The organism is Litchfieldella xinjiangensis (genome assembly GCF_000759345.1).
GTDB classification, from domain to species: Bacteria; Pseudomonadota; Gammaproteobacteria; order Pseudomonadales; family Halomonadaceae; genus Litchfieldella_A; species Litchfieldella_A xinjiangensis.
Genome location: NZ_JPZL01000002.1, coordinates 773,638 through 792,587, shown reverse-complemented (window position 1 = coordinate 792,587; position 18,950 = coordinate 773,638). Strand labels below are relative to the sequence as shown.

At 61.7% G+C, this 18,950-nt stretch carries 15 protein-coding genes; 2 read left to right on the top strand and 13 right to left on the bottom strand.

Annotated elements, in window-relative coordinates; translation table 11 throughout:
- Positions 1-100: 100 nt before the first annotated feature.
- The 6 genes from JH15_RS10995 to pgi form a co-directional block, all read right to left on the bottom strand.
- A complete protein-coding gene (locus tag JH15_RS10995) occupies positions 101-1,792 on the bottom strand; it encodes an HD domain-containing phosphohydrolase (RefSeq protein ID WP_043530160.1) in 1,692 nt (563 codons plus the stop codon).
- 62 nt (positions 1,793-1,854) lie between these two features.
- Positions 1,855-3,075 (bottom strand): phosphoserine phosphatase SerB, encoded by a 1,221-nt coding sequence (gene serB / locus JH15_RS10990; RefSeq protein WP_043530158.1) that lies wholly within the window; start codon positions 3,073-3,075, stop codon positions 1,855-1,857.
- 1 nt (position 3,076) lies between these two features.
- Positions 3,077-5,329: a DNA topoisomerase IV subunit A gene (gene parC / locus JH15_RS10985; RefSeq protein ID WP_043530156.1), complete on the bottom strand. Its 2,253-nt coding sequence runs from the start codon at positions 5,327-5,329 to the stop codon at positions 3,077-3,079.
- A 55-nt stretch (positions 5,330-5,384) separates the two neighbouring features.
- Positions 5,385-7,265, bottom strand: a complete 1,881-nt coding sequence (gene parE, locus JH15_RS10980; protein WP_043530154.1) for a DNA topoisomerase IV subunit B — start codon at positions 7,263-7,265, stop codon at positions 5,385-5,387.
- Entirely contained in the window at positions 7,262-7,924 is a 663-nt protein-coding gene (locus tag JH15_RS10975) for a YqiA/YcfP family alpha/beta fold hydrolase (RefSeq protein WP_052384050.1), read from the bottom strand. Before JH15_RS10975 ends, parE begins: the two co-directional genes overlap by 4 nt.
- A gap of 58 nt (positions 7,925-7,982) precedes the next feature.
- Positions 7,983-9,722, bottom strand: coding sequence for a glucose-6-phosphate isomerase (gene pgi / locus JH15_RS10970; RefSeq protein WP_043530152.1), 1,740 nt, complete (start codon positions 9,720-9,722; stop codon positions 7,983-7,985).
- Positions 9,723-9,813: 91 nt separating this feature from the next.
- On the opposite strand from pgi, the gene cmoA reads away from it, so the two are divergent.
- Both cmoA and cmoB read left to right on the top strand, forming a co-directional pair.
- Positions 9,814-10,554, top strand: a complete 741-nt coding sequence (cmoA, locus tag JH15_RS10965; protein ID WP_043530150.1) for a carboxy-S-adenosyl-L-methionine synthase CmoA — start codon at positions 9,814-9,816, stop codon at positions 10,552-10,554.
- A 9-nt stretch (positions 10,555-10,563) separates the two neighbouring features.
- On the top strand, positions 10,564-11,553 hold the full coding sequence (gene cmoB / locus JH15_RS10960; protein ID WP_043530148.1) for a tRNA 5-methoxyuridine(34)/uridine 5-oxyacetic acid(34) synthase CmoB: 990 nt from the start codon (positions 10,564-10,566) through the stop codon (positions 11,551-11,553).
- On the opposite strand, the gene JH15_RS10955 is transcribed toward cmoB, so the two are convergent.
- The 7 genes from JH15_RS10955 to JH15_RS10925 form a co-directional block, all read right to left on the bottom strand.
- Positions 11,550-12,872: an erythromycin esterase family protein gene (locus JH15_RS10955; RefSeq protein WP_043530146.1), complete on the bottom strand. Its 1,323-nt coding sequence runs from the start codon at positions 12,870-12,872 to the stop codon at positions 11,550-11,552. The genes cmoB and JH15_RS10955 overlap by 4 nt on opposite strands.
- Before the next feature lie 145 nt (positions 12,873-13,017).
- A complete protein-coding gene (locus JH15_RS10950; RefSeq protein WP_043530144.1) occupies positions 13,018-13,500 on the bottom strand; it encodes a hypothetical protein in 483 nt (160 codons plus the stop codon).
- A gap of 255 nt (positions 13,501-13,755) precedes the next feature.
- Positions 13,756-14,793, bottom strand: a complete 1,038-nt coding sequence (locus JH15_RS10945; protein WP_231566431.1) for an App1 family protein — start codon at positions 14,791-14,793, stop codon at positions 13,756-13,758.
- A 236-nt stretch (positions 14,794-15,029) separates the two neighbouring features.
- Positions 15,030-16,472 (bottom strand): sulfate adenylyltransferase subunit CysN, encoded by a 1,443-nt coding sequence (cysN, locus tag JH15_RS10940; RefSeq protein ID WP_043530142.1) that lies wholly within the window; start codon positions 16,470-16,472, stop codon positions 15,030-15,032.
- A gap of 165 nt (positions 16,473-16,637) precedes the next feature.
- Positions 16,638-17,549 carry a sulfate adenylyltransferase subunit CysD gene (cysD, locus tag JH15_RS10935; RefSeq protein ID WP_043530141.1) on the bottom strand — a complete coding sequence of 304 codons (912 nt, stop codon included), beginning with the start codon at positions 17,547-17,549 and terminating at the stop codon, positions 16,638-16,640.
- 198 nt (positions 17,550-17,747) lie between these two features.
- Positions 17,748-18,482 carry a phosphodiesterase gene (locus tag JH15_RS10930; protein WP_043530140.1) on the bottom strand — a complete coding sequence of 245 codons (735 nt, stop codon included), beginning with the start codon at positions 18,480-18,482 and terminating at the stop codon, positions 17,748-17,750.
- A gap of 20 nt (positions 18,483-18,502) precedes the next feature.
- Complete coding sequence (locus tag JH15_RS10925) at positions 18,503-18,949, bottom strand: DUF1249 domain-containing protein (protein ID WP_043530138.1); 447 nt, start codon at positions 18,947-18,949, stop codon at positions 18,503-18,505.
- Position 18,950 lies beyond the last annotated feature (1 nt).

The window sequence follows — 18,950 nt, the reverse complement described above, 5'->3', positions numbered from 1 at the left end:
CTGGGCTTGCGCCGAGTTTTTCGGCACTAACGGCGGATCCCCTTACGAAAAAGTTGAGGGATTATGCGCGAAACACGCCATGACGCAAACGAAGGAGCCTTCAGCCAACAGCGGGTACGACCAACGCCTCGAGCTTACCGAGCCTGGCCAACTCCGAGTCGATCAGCACCTCACCCAAGACGTTGCGTGGCAAGGTATCTGTCGGTGCTACCTGAACCTGGCGGGGCCGGCCCTCTTTGTCGAGTCGCTGTATCCAGGCCAATTGGCCATTGCTGAAGCGGGCCAGCCCGCCGATGGGCGCGATGCCGAAGTGCTTGACGTAGCGTTCGACGCAGGCGAGATCGAAGGCCTCGCCATGGCTGAGCAAGTGCCGATAAGTCTGGCTGACGGTACGTCCCTTGCGATCCGCGCGCTCCCGCCCCATGGCATCGACGACATCGATCACCGCCGCCATACGTGACAGGGAATCGACCTTGCGCTGGGCCAGGCCTTGGGGGTACCCGCTTCCATCCAATCGCTCATTGATCCGCCAGATGACGGAATTCACGACTTCGGGCGACAACCAGCGACAGTCGACCATGCGTGCATCCAGCAACGAGACATGCTCGGCCATCCGCCGCTTGTCATCGTTGCTGAACTGCTGAGCATGCCGCAGCTCATTGGGCAGAAGGATCTTGCCGAAATCATGGACGAGCGCGCAGGCCGCCATGGCCTTGAGCACGTCGCGGGAAAGACGCTGGCTAGAGGCCCAATCCACCAGACGCACCGCAACCGCGATACCATGCTGTACCAGGGGATGATCATCGACCATGCATACACTGGCGAAGAGCAGCGCTTCACGATCCTCCTCGAGCAATCCCAGCAATTGATCGCTGTGCCGAGACAGGTCGCGCGGTGCAATACGTTCTCCCTCCTGGAGCCCAAGTAGCTGGGTATCCAGATAGGCACTGATCTTGGCCAGGCGGCGTGCCATGGGAGTAGCGTAATCCGCTCCATGGGGCCGGCTGGGTGGCGCCATGGCACCACCCCGGGATTCGAACAGCGGTGAAGGCGCCAGCGAACGCGCGTCCTGCTGCCCATATCGCGCACCTTCACGCTCGATCTCGCGCACGAAAAACCAGATTTCCCGCTCGGCCTGGGGGTCGACAGCGAGAAACTCGCAGCCGATGCGCGCCACTTGCTGGGTATTGTCGCCCTGCACGTGACGTAGCTTGGCCGGCACCCGGAGCCGTTGCCCACCGGGGAAGTCAAGAACGAGCCCCTGGACCGATTGCTCGGGCTGCAGGCTCATGGCGGCTGCCAGAGAAAGTTCCAGCAAGCAGCCCCCCAACGACAGGTTTCTCAGGGCGCCGCTGACGGGAACCTCACTGTGCGCCATGAGCAGCGTGGCGCGCGCTTCCATTCCCGGTTTCAACTCGGCACGATAGGCGCTGCGGCGATGCATGATTTCGACATGCGAGGGATAATCGCAGGCGAAACGCAGCCGGTCGTTCTGACGCGGCAACCATTCGATATTCTCGAGCACGGGCGTGCGCAGCATGCTGCCATTGCTCTGGCCGACCAGGTAGACGAGCCGTCCCTTTTCGATCGCAGGTGCAATATCGGCAATGGCCGTGATGTCGACCAGAATCCCCTCGCCCTGACGAACATAGACGACAAGCGCTGGCAATGGCTCGCTTCCCGGCGACTCGAACATGAGCGAGGCGCCCCCAGGCTGGGTCAGCGCTTCGAGCGCGGCCTGCATTTCGCTGGGGTGTTCGATACGGCTAATGGCGTCGCTGTCCTGCTGCATGTAGTCTCGGCTCGGTGAGGGCTGTCTGTATCAAAATGTTATCGGCTGCGTGCGGCAGAAATTTACTCCTGTCGATCCTCATCCTCAAGGTCGACCTGACGATAGCCCATCAAGTACAGCACGGCATCCAGCCCCAGCGTGGAGATCGCCTGGCTCGCCTGCTCCCGCACCAAGGGCTTGGCGCGGAAGGCGATACCCAGGCCGGCGCTGGCCAGCATCTTGAGGTCGTTGGCCCCGTCACCCACGGCAATGGTCTGTTCGAGACGTAGCCCCTCGCGCTCGGCGATCTCCTTGAGCAGCACCGCCTTGCGGTCGGCATCGACAATGGGCTCACGGACTTCGCCGGTCACCACACCATTCTCGATCAACAATTCGTTGGCATGGACCTCATCAAAGCCCAGACGACGCTGAAGATAGTGCGCGAAATAGGTGAAGCCACCGGAGAGAATGGCCGTTCGATAGCCCAACCGCTTCAAATGCCGCATCAACCGCTCGAGCCCATCCATCAGCGGCAGTGATTCGGCAATCTCGGCCAGCACCGACTCATCGAGCCCCTTGAGCTTACTCATGCGCTCGCGAAAGCTCTGTTGAAAATCCAACTCGCCCCGCATGGCACGCTCGGTGACGGCTGATACCTCATCGTAGACACCGTGCCGCCGGGCCAGCTCATCGATGACTTCGGCCTGGATCAGGGTCGAGTCCATATCGAAGCACACCAGGCGACGATGCCGGCGCCAGATCGAATCCTCCTGAAGGGCGATATCCACCCCATGCATCGCTCCCAGCGCCAGGGCCTTGATACGCAATGCCTCGAGATCGACCTCTTCGCCTCGCAACCAGCACTCCACGCAGGCCCCGTGCGTCGGCGCTCCCCCTTCGAGGGGTTCACGCCCGGACAGGCGATGGATCAGCTCAACGGTCAGGCCATGCTCGGCCGTCAATGCCCCCACTTCGGCCAGGATGCCCGCCGGCAATCTCGGCGCAAGCAGGGTCAGTATCAAGCGCGGTTGACTGGCTTGGCCGCTCCAGCGCTGGTAATCCTCGGCGCTGACCTGGATGGCCTGGACATCGAGGCCCAGCAGGTCACCGGCTTCACTGAGTGTCGCCTCGAGATCGCTATCACGGTCGAGTCCTACCAGCGCCTCCAGTGAGAGGATGCCGAAGGTCACGCTCTGATTGATATTGAGCAGGCGTGCGCCGCTTTTGGCCAGTGCACGTCCCAGTTCGGACAGTTGTCCAGGGCGTGCGTTACCGGTCGCGCGAATCAGGACGCGTCGTGTCATGTCATCCTTCCACTTCGAGGCGGTCGACCTTCTGGAAGCCACGGGGGAGCTTGCTACCCCGCCGTCCTCGCTCGCCGCGGTAATAATCCAGGTCACCGGACTTCAACGTCAGCTTGCGCTTGCCGGCATGTATCACCAGTGCCCCCCCCTCGGGGACGATGATCAGGTCGCGCACGAACTCTTCGCGGCGTGCCGCACGCGGTCCGGGGATATCGATCATCTTGTTGCCCTTGCCCTTGGTCATCTCGGGCAGCTGATCCATGTCGAAGACCAGCAGCCTGCCCTCGTTGGACACCGCCGCCGCGCTGCTTCGTTCCCGCTCAGGCAGCGGTTGGGGCGGGAGTACGTTACAGCCCTTGGGTAGCGACAGCACCGCCTTGCCGGCCTTGTTCTTGCCGATCAGGTCCGAGAGCCGGCAAACGAAACCGTAGCCACCGTCAGAGGCCAGCAGATAGCGGGTCTCGGGCGGGGCCAGCATAAGCCCGGCCATATGCGCCCCGGCCACGGTATTGATGCGCCCGGTGATGGGTTCGCCCTGGCTGCGAGCGCTGGGCAGGTTGTGAGCGGCCAGCGTGTAGGCACGCCCGCTAGCGTCGAGTAACACCAAGGGCTGGTTGGTCTTGCCCCGAGCTGCCAGGTGGAAGCTATCGCCCGATTTGAAAGACAGGCCGGCAGGGTCGATGTCATGCCCGCGTGCTGCGCGTATCCAGCCTTTTTCAGACAACACCACGGTGACCGGGTCGGCGCCCATCAGCTCGACTTCCGATAGCGCCCGTGACTCCTCACGCTCGACCAATGGTGACCGACGAGGATCGCCATGCTCACGTGCCGCCTCGCGCAACTCTTCCTCGATGAGATCGGTCAGCTTGGCTTCGCTGCCCAATAGCGCCTTGAGGTGCTTGCGCTCGGCTTCGAGTTCGTCCTGCTCGCCGCGAATCTTCATCTCTTCGAGCTTGGCCAGGTGACGCAGGCGCAGCTCGAGGATCGCTTCCGCCTGCCGCTCACTGAGCCCGAATGCATTCATCAGCGCGGGCTTGGGCTCATCCTCCTCGCGGATGATGCGAATCACCTCGTCGATGTTCAGATAAGCCGCAAGGAGGCCCTCGAGGATATGCAAGCGATCCTCGACCTTGCCCAGGCGGTGCTCGAGCCGCTTGCGCACGGTGGCACGCCGGAACGTCAACCATTCAACCAGAAGCTCGGGAAGCGCCATGACCCGCGGACGGCCATCGAGCGCGATGACGTTCATGTTGACCCGAATGTTCTTTTCGAGATCGGTGGTGGCGAACAGGTGCGCCATCAGCGATTCGATATCGACACGGTTGGAGCGCGGCTCGATGACCAGTCGTGTCGGGTCCTCGTGGGTCGATTCGTCTCGCAGATCGGCCACCATCGGCAACTTCTTGGCCTGCATCTGCGCGGCTATCTGCTCGAGGACCTTGGAGCCACTGACCTGGTAAGGCAACGCAGTGACCACGACGTTGCCCTCTTCCAGGGTATAACGCGCGCGCAGCTTCACCGAGCCGCGGCCACTCTCGTAGACCTTTTTCAGATCACTGCGCGAGGTGATGATCTCTGCGGCGGTCGGGAAATCGGGCGCCGGCAGGAAGCGATTCAGGTCTGTAGCGGTCGCCTCGGGATGACGCAGCAGGTGGCACGTCGCCTCCACTACCTCATTCACATTGTGTGGCGGTATGTCGGTCGCCATGCCGACGGCAATCCCGGTGCCACCATTGAGCAGCACATGCGGCAAGCGCGCCGGCAGTACCACCGGCTCGTTCATGGTGCCGTCGAAATTGGGCGTCCATTCGACGGTGCCCTGCCCCAATTCGGCCAGCAACGCTTCCGAGAACTTCGACAATCGTGCCTCGGTGTAGCGCATCGCCGCGAACGACTTGGGATCGTCGGGACTCCCCCAGTTGCCCTGGCCATCCACCAGGGGATAGCGATAGCTGAACGACTGCGCCATCAGCACCATGGCTTCATAGCAGGCGCTATCGCCGTGGGGATGGAATTTGCCCAGCACGTCGCCGACGGTACGTGCCGACTTCTTGTACTTGGCGTTGGCCGTCAGCGACAGCTCACGCATGGCATAGATGATACGCCGCTGTACCGGCTTCATGCCGTCACCGATATGCGGCAAGGCACGATCGAGAATGACGTACATCGAATAATCGAGATACGCCTTCTCGGTGTATTCGCGCAGCGAGAGACGTTCGACGTCGCCTTCCGCCACCTGGATATCCATGGTCATTCGGTTAGCCCTTGGTCAGGGTTAAAGAATCAATATCGGCTCACCTATCCGCGGCCTAAACCTCGATATCCGCCAGGTTACCGTAGTCCTCGAGCCAGCTCTTGCGGTCGGCGGAGCGCTTCTTGGCCAGCAGCATATCGAGCATTTCCCCGGTGCCGTCGCCTTCCTCCCGGGTGAGCTGCACCAGGCGCCGGGTGTCGACCGCCATGGTGGTTTCACGAAGCTGTAGCGGACTCATCTCACCCAAGCCCTTGAACCGCTGGACATTGGGCGTACCGCGCTTGCCTTCCAGGCGCTTGAGAATGGCGGCCTTCTCGCTCTCGTCCAGGGCGTAATGAACCTCCTTGCCCAGATCGATACGGTAAAGTGGCGGCATGGCGACGTAGACGTGGCCGGCATCGACCAGGGCCGGAAAGTGGCGCACGAACAGGGCGCATAGTAGCGTGGCGATGTGCAACCCGTCGGAGTCGGCATCGGCCAGGATACAAATCTTGTGGTAGCGCAGCTTGGACAGGTCTTCGCTGTCTGGATCGATACCGATGGCCACCGCGATATCGTGCACTTCCTGTGAGCCATAGATGTCGTGAGACTCCACCTCCCAGGTATTTAGAATCTTGCCGCGCAGCGGCAGGATCGCCTGAGTCTCGCGATTACGGGCCTGCTTGGCGCTGCCCCCGGCCGAGTCGCCCTCCACCAGGAACAGTTCACCGGCGGCCGGATCCTGCCCCGAGCAGTCGGCTAACTTGCCGGGAAGCGCTGGGCCGGAGGTCACCTTTTTGCGGGCCACTTTCTTGGCGCTCTTCTGGCGACGCTGAGCGGCGTTGATCACCATCTCGGCCAACGCTTCGGCCTGGTCGACATGGTGGTTCAGCCATAGCGAAAAGGCGTCCTTGACCACGCCCGCGACAAAGGCTGCCACGGCGCGAGAAGACAAGCGCTCCTTGGTCTGGCCGGCGAACTGAGGGTCGAGCAGCTTGACCGACAGCACGTAGGCCACCCGCTCCCACAGATCCTCGGGCGTCAGCTTGACCCCGCGCGGGAGCAAGTTGCGGTAATCGCAGAATTCGCGCAGGGCCTCGAGCAGTCCCGAACGCAGCCCATTGACGTGCGTCCCGCCCAGCGGCGTGGGAATCAGGTTGACGTAGCTCTCCATCAGCGGTTCGCCACCTTCGGGCAACCACTGGATGGCCCAGTCGACGCCCTGATCGTCATCGGCGAAATGGCCGATGAACGGCGAAGCCGGCAAGACCTCGTAGCCATCGGTGGCCTGGGCCAGGTAGTCGCGAAGGCCATCGGCGTACTGCCATTCGCTGGCACTGCCATCGGTCTCGGTCAATGTGACCTTGAGCCCAGGACAGAGCACGGCCTTGGCCCGGAGCAGATGCTTGAGCCGCGGCAAAGCGAGCCGCGGGCTGTCGAAATAGCTGGCATCCGGCCAGAAACGCACCAGTGTTCCCGTGGCGCGTTTGGCACAGCTGCCGATTACCTGGAGCTCGCTGACCTTGTCACCGTTCTCGAAGGCAATGCCATAGCGATTGCCGTCGCGGCACACTTCGACTTCCAGGCGGGTCGACAAGGCATTCACCACCGACACGCCCACGCCGTGCAGGCCGCCCGAAAAGCGGTAGCTCGATTGCGAGAACTTGCCCCCGGCATGCAGCCGGGTGAGGATCAGCTCCACCCCGCTCACACCATGATCGGGGTGCTCGTCGATGGGCATGCCACGCCCGTCGTCGCTGACCTCGACCCCGCCATCCTCGAGCAGGCGGACGTGAATCTCCCTGGCGTATTCGGCCAGAGCCTCGTCGACACTATTATCGACGACCTCCTGAACCAGATGGTTGGGTCGGGTGGTATCGGTATACATCCCGGGGCGCTTGCGCACCGGATCGAGGCCCGAGAGGACCTCGATGGAGCTGGCACTGTATTGCGTCATGCGTCGTCCAGATCGATAGCGGTTATTCTTCCGGGGGGCAGGGGCCACCCACCATGGGCGAATATTGCCGGCAGGTAGTCCGCCATTGCGCTGAAGCCATGATCGCCACCGGGATGCAGGATGGTACGGCATCCCCGGTACGCCACGAAGGCATCGCGGCAATCCAGCGTTTCATCGCGTGTGCCCAACAATAACAGGTAGTGAGGCGGCGTGATGGCCTTCGGTGTCAACGCCTCCAACGCATCGCGGTGGGCGCTCTCCACGGTGAAGGATTCTCCCGTGTAGGGATTGACGAAGCCTTGCCCCTCCCATGCCTCTACAAGCCGCGCCGGCCGCACCGCGGGGTTGATCGCGACGGCAGGCAATCCATGCCGTTCGGCGAGGCAGGTGGCCAGAAAACCGCCCATGGAACTGCCCACGATCAGCGGCCTCGGTCCCAGCAACGCCAGACTCGCCTCGGCCTGCTCGAATGCCGCATCGGGACGATGCGAGAGTTGAGGCGTCTCGCAGGGCAGTGTTGCCCCGCGCGGGGTCTCCTCCGGCAAGGCCTGGCAGGCCATGCGCATCAGTTGCGCCTTGGGCGAGTCACTCCCGCTATTGAAGCCATGCAGGTAAAGCACACCGCTCGCCCTGCCGAGCGCGTGCCGGTCATTCAGCATAACGCAACTCCTGTATAAATGACCAGCACGCCCTCTTCGCTAACGGATCGGCAGGATCTCACGCATCACGGGAAGACGAACCGGTCTGATCGGGTTCGAAGGCCCAGAATGTCTCGATCAGGCCACGACTGGAGTCGTCCATGGCATCGATCCCGTCCCGGGACGCCAGAATCTGCTCGGTTTCACCGGCGATCTTCTTACCCAGCTCAACGCCCCATTGATCGAAGGGGTTGATATCCCAGATGGTCGCCTGGACGAAGACCTTATGCTCATACAGAGCCACCAAGGCCCCTAGCGTATGCGGCGTCAGGCGATCGAGCAGCAGCGTGGACGAGGGCTGGTTGCCGCGATAGCGCTTGTGGCTGGGACGTTCACCCGGCTCATCAATGGCGTCGTCGCCGAGCATCAAGACACGAGACTGAGCGAAGCAGTTGGCGAGCGTCAGGCGATGCTGCCCTTGGAGATGCTCCCGGGTGGCGTCGTCCTCGACGTCGTCGTAGCGCTTCAGCGGCGCGATGAAATCGCACTCGACCGCCTGGGTTCCCTGATGAAGCAATTGATAGAAGGCATGCTGGGCATTGGGCCCAAGCTGGCCCCAGAGTACGGGACATGTCGAGTAGGTCGTGACCTGGCCATCGTTGGTCGCCGACTTGCCGTTGGATTCCATTTCCAGCTGTTCGAGATAACTGGCGAAATACTCGAGGCGGCCGTCATACGGCAAGATGGAGTGTGCCCGAATATCGAGGAAATTGACGTTCCAGATCCCGGCGAGGGCCAGCATGACCGGCAGGTTGTCCTGAAGGGGCGCTTCGCGAAAATGGCGATCCATTTCATGCGCACCAGCCAGCAGACCGCGGAAATTATCCATGCCTACGGCCAGCGCGATGGGCAAGCCGATGGCGCCCCATAGCGAGTAGCGACCCCCTACCCAATCCCAGAATTCAAGCTGGTTGGACGGCGCGATGCCCCACTCACTCATCTTTTCGGGACTCGCCGAGACGCCGATGAAGTGCTGTCGCATCACCAGGTCGCGGTCGATGTCGTCGGCATGGAAATGACCATTGCCGTTACCGCCCTGCTTCTCCTGCATTAACCGTGACAGCAACCAGTCGCGGGCCGTACGGGCATTGGACAGCGTGTCGATGGTGGTGAACGATTTGGATGACAACACGAACAGCGTCGTTTCGGGGTTGAGCCGCGTCAGGTAGTCGGCCAGTTGAGAGCCGTCCATGGTCGAAGCGAAGTGCACGTTGACCTGATGTATCCCTTCGGGTTGGTAGTCCGCCAGGGCATGGGTCACCATCAGTGGCCCCAGGTCGGAACCGCCCACGCCGAGATTGACGACATCGCGTATGGCTCGGCCGGTCGCGCCACGCCACTGGCCGCCATGAAACTTGTCGACCATCTCTTCCATACGCGTCAGGGTACGGTGCACTGCCGGCACCACATCCTCGCCCTCGACGACCAGCCTGGCGTCTTCGGGCATGCGTAGCGCGGTGTGCAGGGCCGGGCGGTCCTCGCTCAGGTTGACCCGCTTGCCATCGAGCAGTCGCTCGATGGCGCTGGGCAGCCCGGCCTCCTTGGCCAGGTCCAGCAGCAGCTCGAGCGTCTCGGGGCGCCAACGCTGCTTGGAAAGATCCAGCGTGAGGCCTGCCGCCTGGCGACGATAATACTCAAAGCGTCCCGCCTGCTCGTTGAACAGGTCACGCAGGTGGGCCTGTCCAACGTCCCGGGCATGGGCCTTCAAGGCCTCCCAAGCGGTACCCTGGTCGATCGTGTCACGTTCACTCTTGCTCATGGTCACTCTCTCTCCCTGATCGGTCGCTCCGTGCAGACATGGCCTGTGGCGCGTAAGATAGCGCTTTTCGAAACGACTCCATGAATTTGCCATGAGTGACGCATCTTACCGTGACGCGATCTTTTCGACACCCCTGGACCGCGTCGCCAGTTTTTCCTTCGATGAACGGGTCGTGGCCTGCTTCCCTGACATGATCCGCCGATCGGTGCCCGGTTATGGTCAGATCCTCGGCATGTTGGGGGTGATTGCGGCACGTCACCTGCGCCATGGGGCTCACGTCTACGATCTTGGGTGCTCCCTGGGCGCAGTCGGCCTGGCCCTGGCCGGCCGGTTGCCTCCCGATGCGTTCTCGCTGACCGGCGTGGACCTCTCGCCGGCCATGGTCGAACGTGCTCGGGCAACCTTTGCCGAGGAGTCGCCGGCGCATGATATCGAAGTGATCGAAGGCGATATACGGCACCTGGATTACCGCCCATCGGGCATGATCGTGCTCAACTTCACGCTGCAGTTTCTGGCGCCGCAGGATCGCGACGCGGTGATCGAGAAGCTGTACGCCGCGCTCGAACCCGGGGGTGTCCTGGTCCTGTCAGAGAAGATCGTCGATGCCGACGAGCAGGCCAACGCCTGGCTGGTCGAGCGCTACCACGACTTCAAGCGCGCCAACGGCTACAGCGACATGGAGATCAGCCAGAAGCGTACGGCCCTGGAGAATGTGCTGGTCCCGGATACCCTGGACGCGCATCACGCGCGCCTGGCCCAGGCGGGGTTTCCCCGCAGCCAGACCTGGTTTCAGTATCTGAATTTCGCTTCGCTGATCGCTTTCAAGGACTAGCCTGATCCGATGACCTCCCCATCTCACCGCGACCTCTATCACGCCTTCGTCGACCAGGGACTGGACCGTTGGCTGGCACGCTTGCCGGAGCAACTGGCACGTGGCCTCGACCGCAAGCGCTACGGCGACTTGCCTGCCTGGGAAAAAGCCGTGGCCAAGCTTCCCGATTTGCCAGCGGTTCGCGAGGTCGCACTGGATCGTGACACCGTCACGGTCGAGGTGGCATTGAGCGACGCCCAACAGCGCCAATGCGAAAATCTTCTCAAGAAGCTCGCTCCATGGCGCAAGGGTCCTTATTCGCTAGGCGGCATCACTATCGATACCGAGTGGCGCTCCGACTGGAAATGGCAACGGGTGGCCCCTCACCTGACGCCCTTGGCAGGGCGACGCGTGCTGGACGTAGGGGGCGGCAGTGGTTACCACGCCTGGCGCATGGCAGGGGCCGGCGCCAGCTTCGTGCTGGTGATCGACCCCTCTCCCCGGTTCTATTACCAGTTTCAGGCGATACGTCATTTCGTCGGGGATGCCGATGGGGGGCGCACCCATTTTCTCCCCGTCGGCGTCGAAGACGTTCCCGAACAACTAGGCTTCTTCGATACGGTCTTCTCGATGGGTGTGCTTTACCACCGGCCCTCGCCACTGGAGCACCTGGCACAGTTGAAGGACGCCCTGCGCCCCGGTGGCGAGCTGGTACTGGAGACGCTAGTGGTCGAAGGCGATGAGACGACGGTGTTACTGCCAGGCGAGCGCTACGCGGCAATGCCCAACGTGTTCTTCCTGCCTTCTGCAGCGGCGCTGACCCATTGGCTGGTGCGCAGCGGCTTCGAGCAGGTCCGCGTGGTCGACGAAGCCGTAACCGGGCTGGACGAACAGCGTGCCACCGAATGGATGACCTTCCAGTCATTGGCGGATTTCCTCGATCCCGAGGATCCCAGCCGAACCCGGGAAGGCTACCCAGCACCGCGCCGTGCGGTGCTGATCGCCAACAAGGCGCGTTAGACGCCGAAGGGATACGTCTCGGGGACCTCCTCGGGACGCCAAAGATCGCCTTTCTCGAAGGGCTCCAGGGCGGTCGTTTCATCCACATGGAAAACGGCATCGAACTGGTCGGCCACCGAGGCCTTGAAGTAGTGACTGATACGTTCCGACTCGGGCCGATAGATCACGCCGATGGCACGCTCAAGCAGGGGCGGACGCAGCGCTTCGGCCACCTCGCCCTGCAGGGGAAGGTAGAAATCACCAATCCCCGTCTCGTGGAACAGGCGTTCCACGCTTCCTTCGAGGGAAGGTCTGACACGACGATGCTCGACCGGGCTGTCCCAATCATGCGCCGCCGACACGAAACCGGTATGCGTAGTGAAACCGACCAATAGCGCCTCGTCATCACCGAACCGACGCCGGACAAGCTGACCCACGTTATGCTGGCCGCGATGCCAGCCCATGTCGGTGGCCTTGGCATCGCCCAGGTGAGAGTTGTGCGCCCAGACGACGATCTTGCCCCGCCCGCCGTGGCGGATAAGATGCTCGCGCAATTCGGCAATGGTATCGGCCATGTGCTCGTCACGCAGGTTCCAGGTATCGACACGAGAACCGAACATTTCCCGGTAATAGGCTTCGGCGTTGACCACGACACGGGCATTCTGCTCGGCATAGAATTGCTCGTCGATAGAGCGGCGGCCGTCGGGCTGCAAATGCGCTTGCGACTTATCGAGCAAGTCGGCCAGCAGGTTGACCGTGGCGTCTTCACAGATACGGCTGAGCCCAAAGGCGGCGTCGTGACCGTACCGCACCGGATCGCCACCGTGGTCGAGACAGGCATAACCGTCGCGGGCTCGTTGCGCCTGCTCGGGATCGATCTCCTCCAGGTACTCGATTACCGCTGCTGCCGAGCGATGCAGGCTATAAAGGTCCAGGCCATGGAAGCCGACTTGGTGGCCCGTGGGCCTATCGGCATTGTGATCATGTAACCATCCGATGAAGTCCCGGACTTCCGTGTTGCGCCACATCCACTGCGGAAACCGCTGAAAATCGTCGAACGCCTGCTTGAGCGTGTCCTCACTATCGCCCCGCACATAGCGATTAAGTCGCAAGGCATCGGGCCAGTCAGCTTCGACGACGACCGCTTCGAAGCCTTTCTCCAGGATCAGACGACGCGTGATCTCGGAGCGCATACGATAGAACTCGCGTGTGCCATGGGACGCCTCGCCCAGCAGAACCAGGGAACGCTCCCCGACCTGATCCAACAGCCCATCATAGTCGTTGTCGCGTCCTTCGAGACGCACGGCATGGTCACGAACGTGTTCAAGGGGTGACGTCATATCCGCTCCTCCCTGTCCTGACGTGTTAACCGAGTTCAACAGTATTCAGAGCGTAGTGAAGCCTTCCGCTTATGCTCAAGGCAAAAGCAGACACCCCGGCCTGGGCCGGGGTGTCGTTGTATGTCGAATCGCTTGGAGGCGGCGATCAGGCCATGACGGCAGTGTCGTTGGCTTCCTTCAGCAGGGTCGTGAAGGGCTTATCGGCCTTGGACGGCATGGTCACCGACTGCACCTCGCCACCAGTGTCGTGGTCTCGGGTCTTGGCATATTCGACGGCTTCGACGGCATTCCTGCCATGGTCGATGGCGGCCAACGCCCATTTCCAACCGGTACCGTACGCGACCGGACCACTCACCGGCATACGCACCAGCTTGGTAAACATTTCGAAGACCCCGCCAGGACCGACAATGATCATCTCGATTCGGGAAACATGGGGTTTGTTATTGCTTGGTGCGCCGGCGTTAAGCCATTCCATTACTTCCCACCACTCTTGCTGTTCGCCGGCGAACGCGACCCACTCGCCGTTATCGAGCTGAAAGAGCTTCTGCGCATGGTTGTAGGTCGAGCCATTGACACTGATCAGCGAATCCGTCGCGAGCGTCGTTCCGTCCCATACGATAGTCGTCATTCTGCGTACCTCTCGAGCTGTGCGAGCCTGACTGGCCAGACTCAGGCACTCGTCGTTTTGGTTGCCTCAGCGAGCCCCTTCGAGCGTTGCCAGCCTCGAGGGAGTCCCGATCTGGCGCCGCCTAAGGGCTAAATATGTAAGAATACGTCAACTATCATAAATTCTGTGTACCCCGCCAATAGCTCTAGCAGCGCCCGGGATGGGCGCCTAATCAGGGCATGGGATGAGAGATACGTTGAATAATGAGCGGAACGATCAGAGGCGACTGTCGCGGTCCACGGCGTCCAGTGCATTATCGGAAATATAGCCACGATCCCGGGCATGCTCAGCCATGGCAACACTGTCGGATGCGAGTTTCAGTTCACAGTCGGTGTGGCGAATTTCATCCTGCAAGCGCGCGATGGCGCGCTCCCGGTCGGCCTTCTGCCCGATACGGCGTATGTAAATGGCTTTCACCCGCCCGGGATGCTCCTTGACGATGCGCGTGTAGACCTCGGGATCGTGCTGGCCACTATCGCCAATCAATACACAAGGCAGATCCTCGAATAGCGACAGCATCCGCGTGATCAGGGCATGCTTATGATCCTCGGCCCGCCGTGGCCAGGGGTGTCGCAATGAGATGCCCCATTCCCTCAGGAACAGGATCGGCCCCACCGGAATCTGGTTGAGCTGGAAAAAGGCCTCGAGTACTTCATAAATGGCCCAAGGACCCCGAGAGACGTAGAGAATCGGACGCCTCGCCTCGCCATGCTTGCCCACGTGAAGTGCTTGGTAGAACGCGGCTACCCCTGGAAAGGCAGTGCGATGGTGGGCCTTTTCCACGAACAGCCGATAAAGCATCCGCAGCTTGTCGGCGACCCCGGTGAACATCACGGTATCGTCGATATCGCTGATTACGATCAGGTCGGTATTCGGCGGAGGGATGTAGATATTGGCATAGGTATGCAGGGGCGACTCATCTCGGGCCACCACATGGAGTTCGGCACGGTGCCAGGCCACATCGTCGGCAACCGGCACCTTGATAGGCAGGTGGACATCGAAGTATCCGTCATGGTCCGTGATGACAGTCACGACATTGTCCCCCAGCCGGACGTGGACCTCGACATCCGCCATGCCCCGCCGGGTGATACGGCGCACTACATCGGCCGTATCCCGCAATGGGCCTCGCCGAGGAATAGCGCGCCCCAGTCCCGCCTGGCGGAACACGCGCCCCATCAGGTACGCCTCTTTACGTGATCCATAGCCCCGGTAGGGATGCACGACCATCCCGCCCTGCCCGCTGTCGCTTTTCATCGGCTTGGAGACGATGTGCAGCAGGCGCTTGAAGAAGCGAGACAGCCTGCCTCGCTTGGGTTGTGTATCGTTTGGCTGCACGTCGACACTCCCTTGCCGCCATGCGAATAGACACACCGATGCGGTTGCATGCACCGGAGACGAAGACGGCCGCTTCAAGCGCTTCCTCCGAAGCCAGCGACCGTTATTCTTCAGTGTGGTGGCTCAGCCCGGCACGTCAAGCCGGTGAAACGCGCTCAACGTGTCAGCAGGTCGCGCACGTCCTTGGCTTCCCAATGCGGGAAGTGCTTACGGATCAAGGCGTTGAGCTCGACTTCGAAGGCCTGCCAATCGACCTGCTCGCCATTCCCGCCGGTGGCCTGCCTGGCCCCGCGGATCATCCCCGCGCCCACCGTGACGTTGGTCAGTCGGTCGATGACGATGAAGCTGCCGGTTCCCGGGCTCTTGCGGTAGTCATCGACGGGAACCCGGCCGGTCAGCTCTACCTGGCAACGGGCAATGGCATTGAGTGCCAGTTGCCCGGCAGGCTTGCGCTCGAGCGTGTTGACGTCGATCTGATACTCGATGCCGGTGATCTCGCCTGACTGATCGCGGGTCGCCAGCTTGAAGTCATACAGCTTGCCAAGCTGCATGGGGGTGTCATGCATCCAGACGATATCGGCGTCGAAGGCATTCGACAGCGGCACCTCGGCCTCGGCCTCGACGATCCAGTCGCCGCGTGAGATGTCGATCTCGTCTTCCAGGGTCACGGTGATCGCCTGGCCGGGGTAGGCCGCGTCGAGATCGCCATCGAAGGTGACGATACGCTCGACCGTGGAGGTCTTGCCCGAGGGCAGTGCCATGACCTTCTGGCCCGGGCGCAAGATACCGGCCGCCAGCGTTCCGCAGTAACCACGGAAATCGAGGTTGGGACGATTGACGTACTGCACCGGCAAACGCAGGTCGCTGAGGTTCTGGTCACGGCTGATCTCGACGCTTTCGAGCAATTCGAGCAGCGGCCGGCCCTCGTGGCCTGCCTCGAAGTACCAGGGCGTCCGCTCGCTGCGATTGACCACATTGTCGCCTTCCAGCGCGGAGATGGGTACGAAGCGAATATCGCGGGCGCTGAGGTTGCGGGCGAAGGCCTGGTAGTCGGCGACGATCTCGTCGAAGCGAGTCTTGTCGAAGTCGACCAGGTCCATCTTGTTGATGGCGATGACCAGGTGCTGGATACCCAGCAGGTCGGCAATGAAGCTGTGCCGGCGGGTCTGGGTCTGCACGCCGTAGCGGGCATCGATCAGGATGATGGCGAGACTCGCCGTCGAGGCGCCGGTGGCCATGTTGCGGGTGTACTGCTCGTGCCCCGGGGTATCGGCGATGATGAACTTGCGCTTGTCGGTGGAGAAGAAGCGATAGGCCACATCGATGGTGATGCCCTGCTCACGCTCGGACTGCAACCCGTCGACGAGCAGCGCAAGATCGACGGCCTCGCCGGTGGTACCGCTGGTCTTGGAGGCCTGGGTGATCGCGGCGAGCTGATCTTCGTAGATCATCTTGGAGTCGTGCAGCAGCCGCCCGATCAGGGTCGACTTGCCGTCATCGACGCTGCCGCAGGTGATGAAGCGCAGCAGATCCTTGTTCTCATGCTCGTGCAGGTACTGCTCGATGTTCTCGGCGATCAGGTTCGATTGATGTGACATGGGAACGCCCCGATAAATAACTGTTTAGGCGCTGAGCAAGAAGCCAGCGAGCGATGGCCAGACAAGGCGAGAATTGACGAAAGAGCGGAGTTTACTGAAGTAAATGAGCATCTTGAGCCAATTCTCAACGCCGTATGGCCGAGCACAGCGGTTTGTTGCCAGCGGCTAGAAGTAGCCCTCGCGCTTCTTCTTCTCCATGGATCCCGCCTGGTCATGGTCAATGGCCCGGCCGCTGCGTTCGCTGGTCTTGGTCAGCAGCATTTCCTGGATGATCTCGGGCAGCGTGGCGGCCTTGGACTCGACGGCCCCGGTCAGCGGGTAGCAGCCGAGCGTGCGGAAGCGCACCCACTTCTCTTCGGGCACCTCACCCGGTTCGAGGGGCAGGCGCTCGTCGTCGACCATGATCTGCATGCCGTCACGCTCGACTACCGGGCGCGGGGCGGCGTAATACAGCGGCACGATGGGGATTTCTTCGAGGTAGATGTACTGCCAGATATCGAGCTCGGTCCAGTTGGAGAGCGGGAATACGCGAATCGATTCGCCCTTGTTGATCTTGGCGTTGTAGACGTTCCACAGCTCGGGACGCTGGTTCTTGGGATCCCAGCGATGATACTTGTCGCGGAACGAGTAGACCCGCTCCTTGGCCCGGGAGGCTTCCTCGTCGCGGCGTGCGCCACCGAAGGCCGCATCGAAGCCGTGTTGGGACAGCGCCTGCTTGAGCGCCTGGGTCTTCATGATGTCAGTATACTTGGCGCTGCCATGATCGAACGGGTTGATGTTGGCCGCCCGACCCTCTTCATTGGTATGCACGATCAGTTCCATGCCCGCCTCCGCCGCCATGCGGTTGCGGAACTCGATCATCTCGCGGAATTTCCAGGTGGTGTTGATGTGCATCAGCGGGAACGGCGGCGTGCCCGGATAGAAGGCCTTGCGCGCCAGGTGCAGCATGACCGAGGAGTCCTTACCGATGGAATAAAGCATCACCGGGTGGCGGAATTCGGCGGCTACCTCGCGGATGATGTGAATCGACTCCGCTTCGAGCTGCTTGAGATGGGTCTGTCGCTCGGGGGAAAGCATCGCGGCTTGGCAACCTCTCATGACCATGGCGCCCCCACGAGGGGCAGCGCGTAAGCTGGGTAATCTGCCCGTCGTTCAAGGACGACGCGGGGTACAACGGAGCCCCGGCAGTTTCATGAGAAGTAGGGTACTGAGCCCCCTATGATAACGTCAAAGAATTAAGAACTATCTTTTTAGCCGTATAAAGCATAACGAGCGTTACACCTCGACACGCTCGACCCAACTGGTTACGGTCTGATCGTGCAGTTCGAAGACACGGTAGCCGGGGCGCGACGCCTCGTCGACGGCGAAGCTCTCTGCACCGCCCAGAAACTGGTCGGCCGTCGCCGGGGTGCCGAAGACAGCGACTTCGTGGGCCGCCATGGCGTGGCGATGGGCGAAGGCCTGATGGATGTGCCCGCACACAACGCCACGTACCTGAGCATAGGCTGCAATGGTCTGCCAGAACGTCTCGCGGTCGACCAGGCCGATGGCATCCATCCAGCTCGACCCGATTTCCACAGGGGGATGATGCATGGCGATCAGCGTGGGCCTGTCATCTTCTTCGAGGCGTTCCGCCAAGGCCTGCAACCTGGCCTGCCCCAGCTCGCCATGAGCGTGCCCACTGACCTGCGTATTCAGCAGCAGAAGCCGCCAAGCGCCCAGGTCGAGTTCGTCATGCAGGGCCTGCTGTTCGTCCATCACCTGGCTATCGTCGTGATTGCCGGGTAGCCAGAACCAGGGGCAATCCAGACGGGTGAACGCGTCGGCTGCCAAGCGATAGGACGCAGGCGTCTCGTCCTGGCTGATGTCCCCCGTGACGATGACCATATCGGGGCGACGCTGCCGTGCGTGGGCAATCACGGCATGTAGCTGGCGTAACGGAAAGCCGACCCGGGAGCGGCGCTGCGGATCGGCATAAAGATGAAGATCAGTGATCTGGATCAGACGCATTCGGCCGCTATTCCCTGTCCCTAACGCAATTCAGGCAGATCGACAGCATGGCCATGTGCCAGCCCGTATTCCAGCCACTCACCCAGAAAGCGGTTCAATTGCAGCTTCTCGTCAGGCTGATGCATCCGCGCATTGGGATAGCGGTAACGTCCGTTGAAGTGCCGCTGACGCTGAAAATCGATGACTTCGGCCATGCGCACGTCGTGATAGAGATGAACGCGCATGCGCATGGGCTCGATGACGGTATCGAGCACGCCCGACTGCGACACGCGCAGGACCGTGGTATAGGGAGCACGCTCGATGACCTCGAGCCACAGCGATCCGAAGCGGGCTTCACGCCCGCGCAAAGCCACTTCTCGCACCTCCCCGGCCTCCAGCTCACCCAATAGCCGGGTCAGGCGCAGGTAGTTCGCACTACACTCGCCTTGCAGGCTCTTGAGGTCGGTGACGTATGCGGTTCTGGCCAAA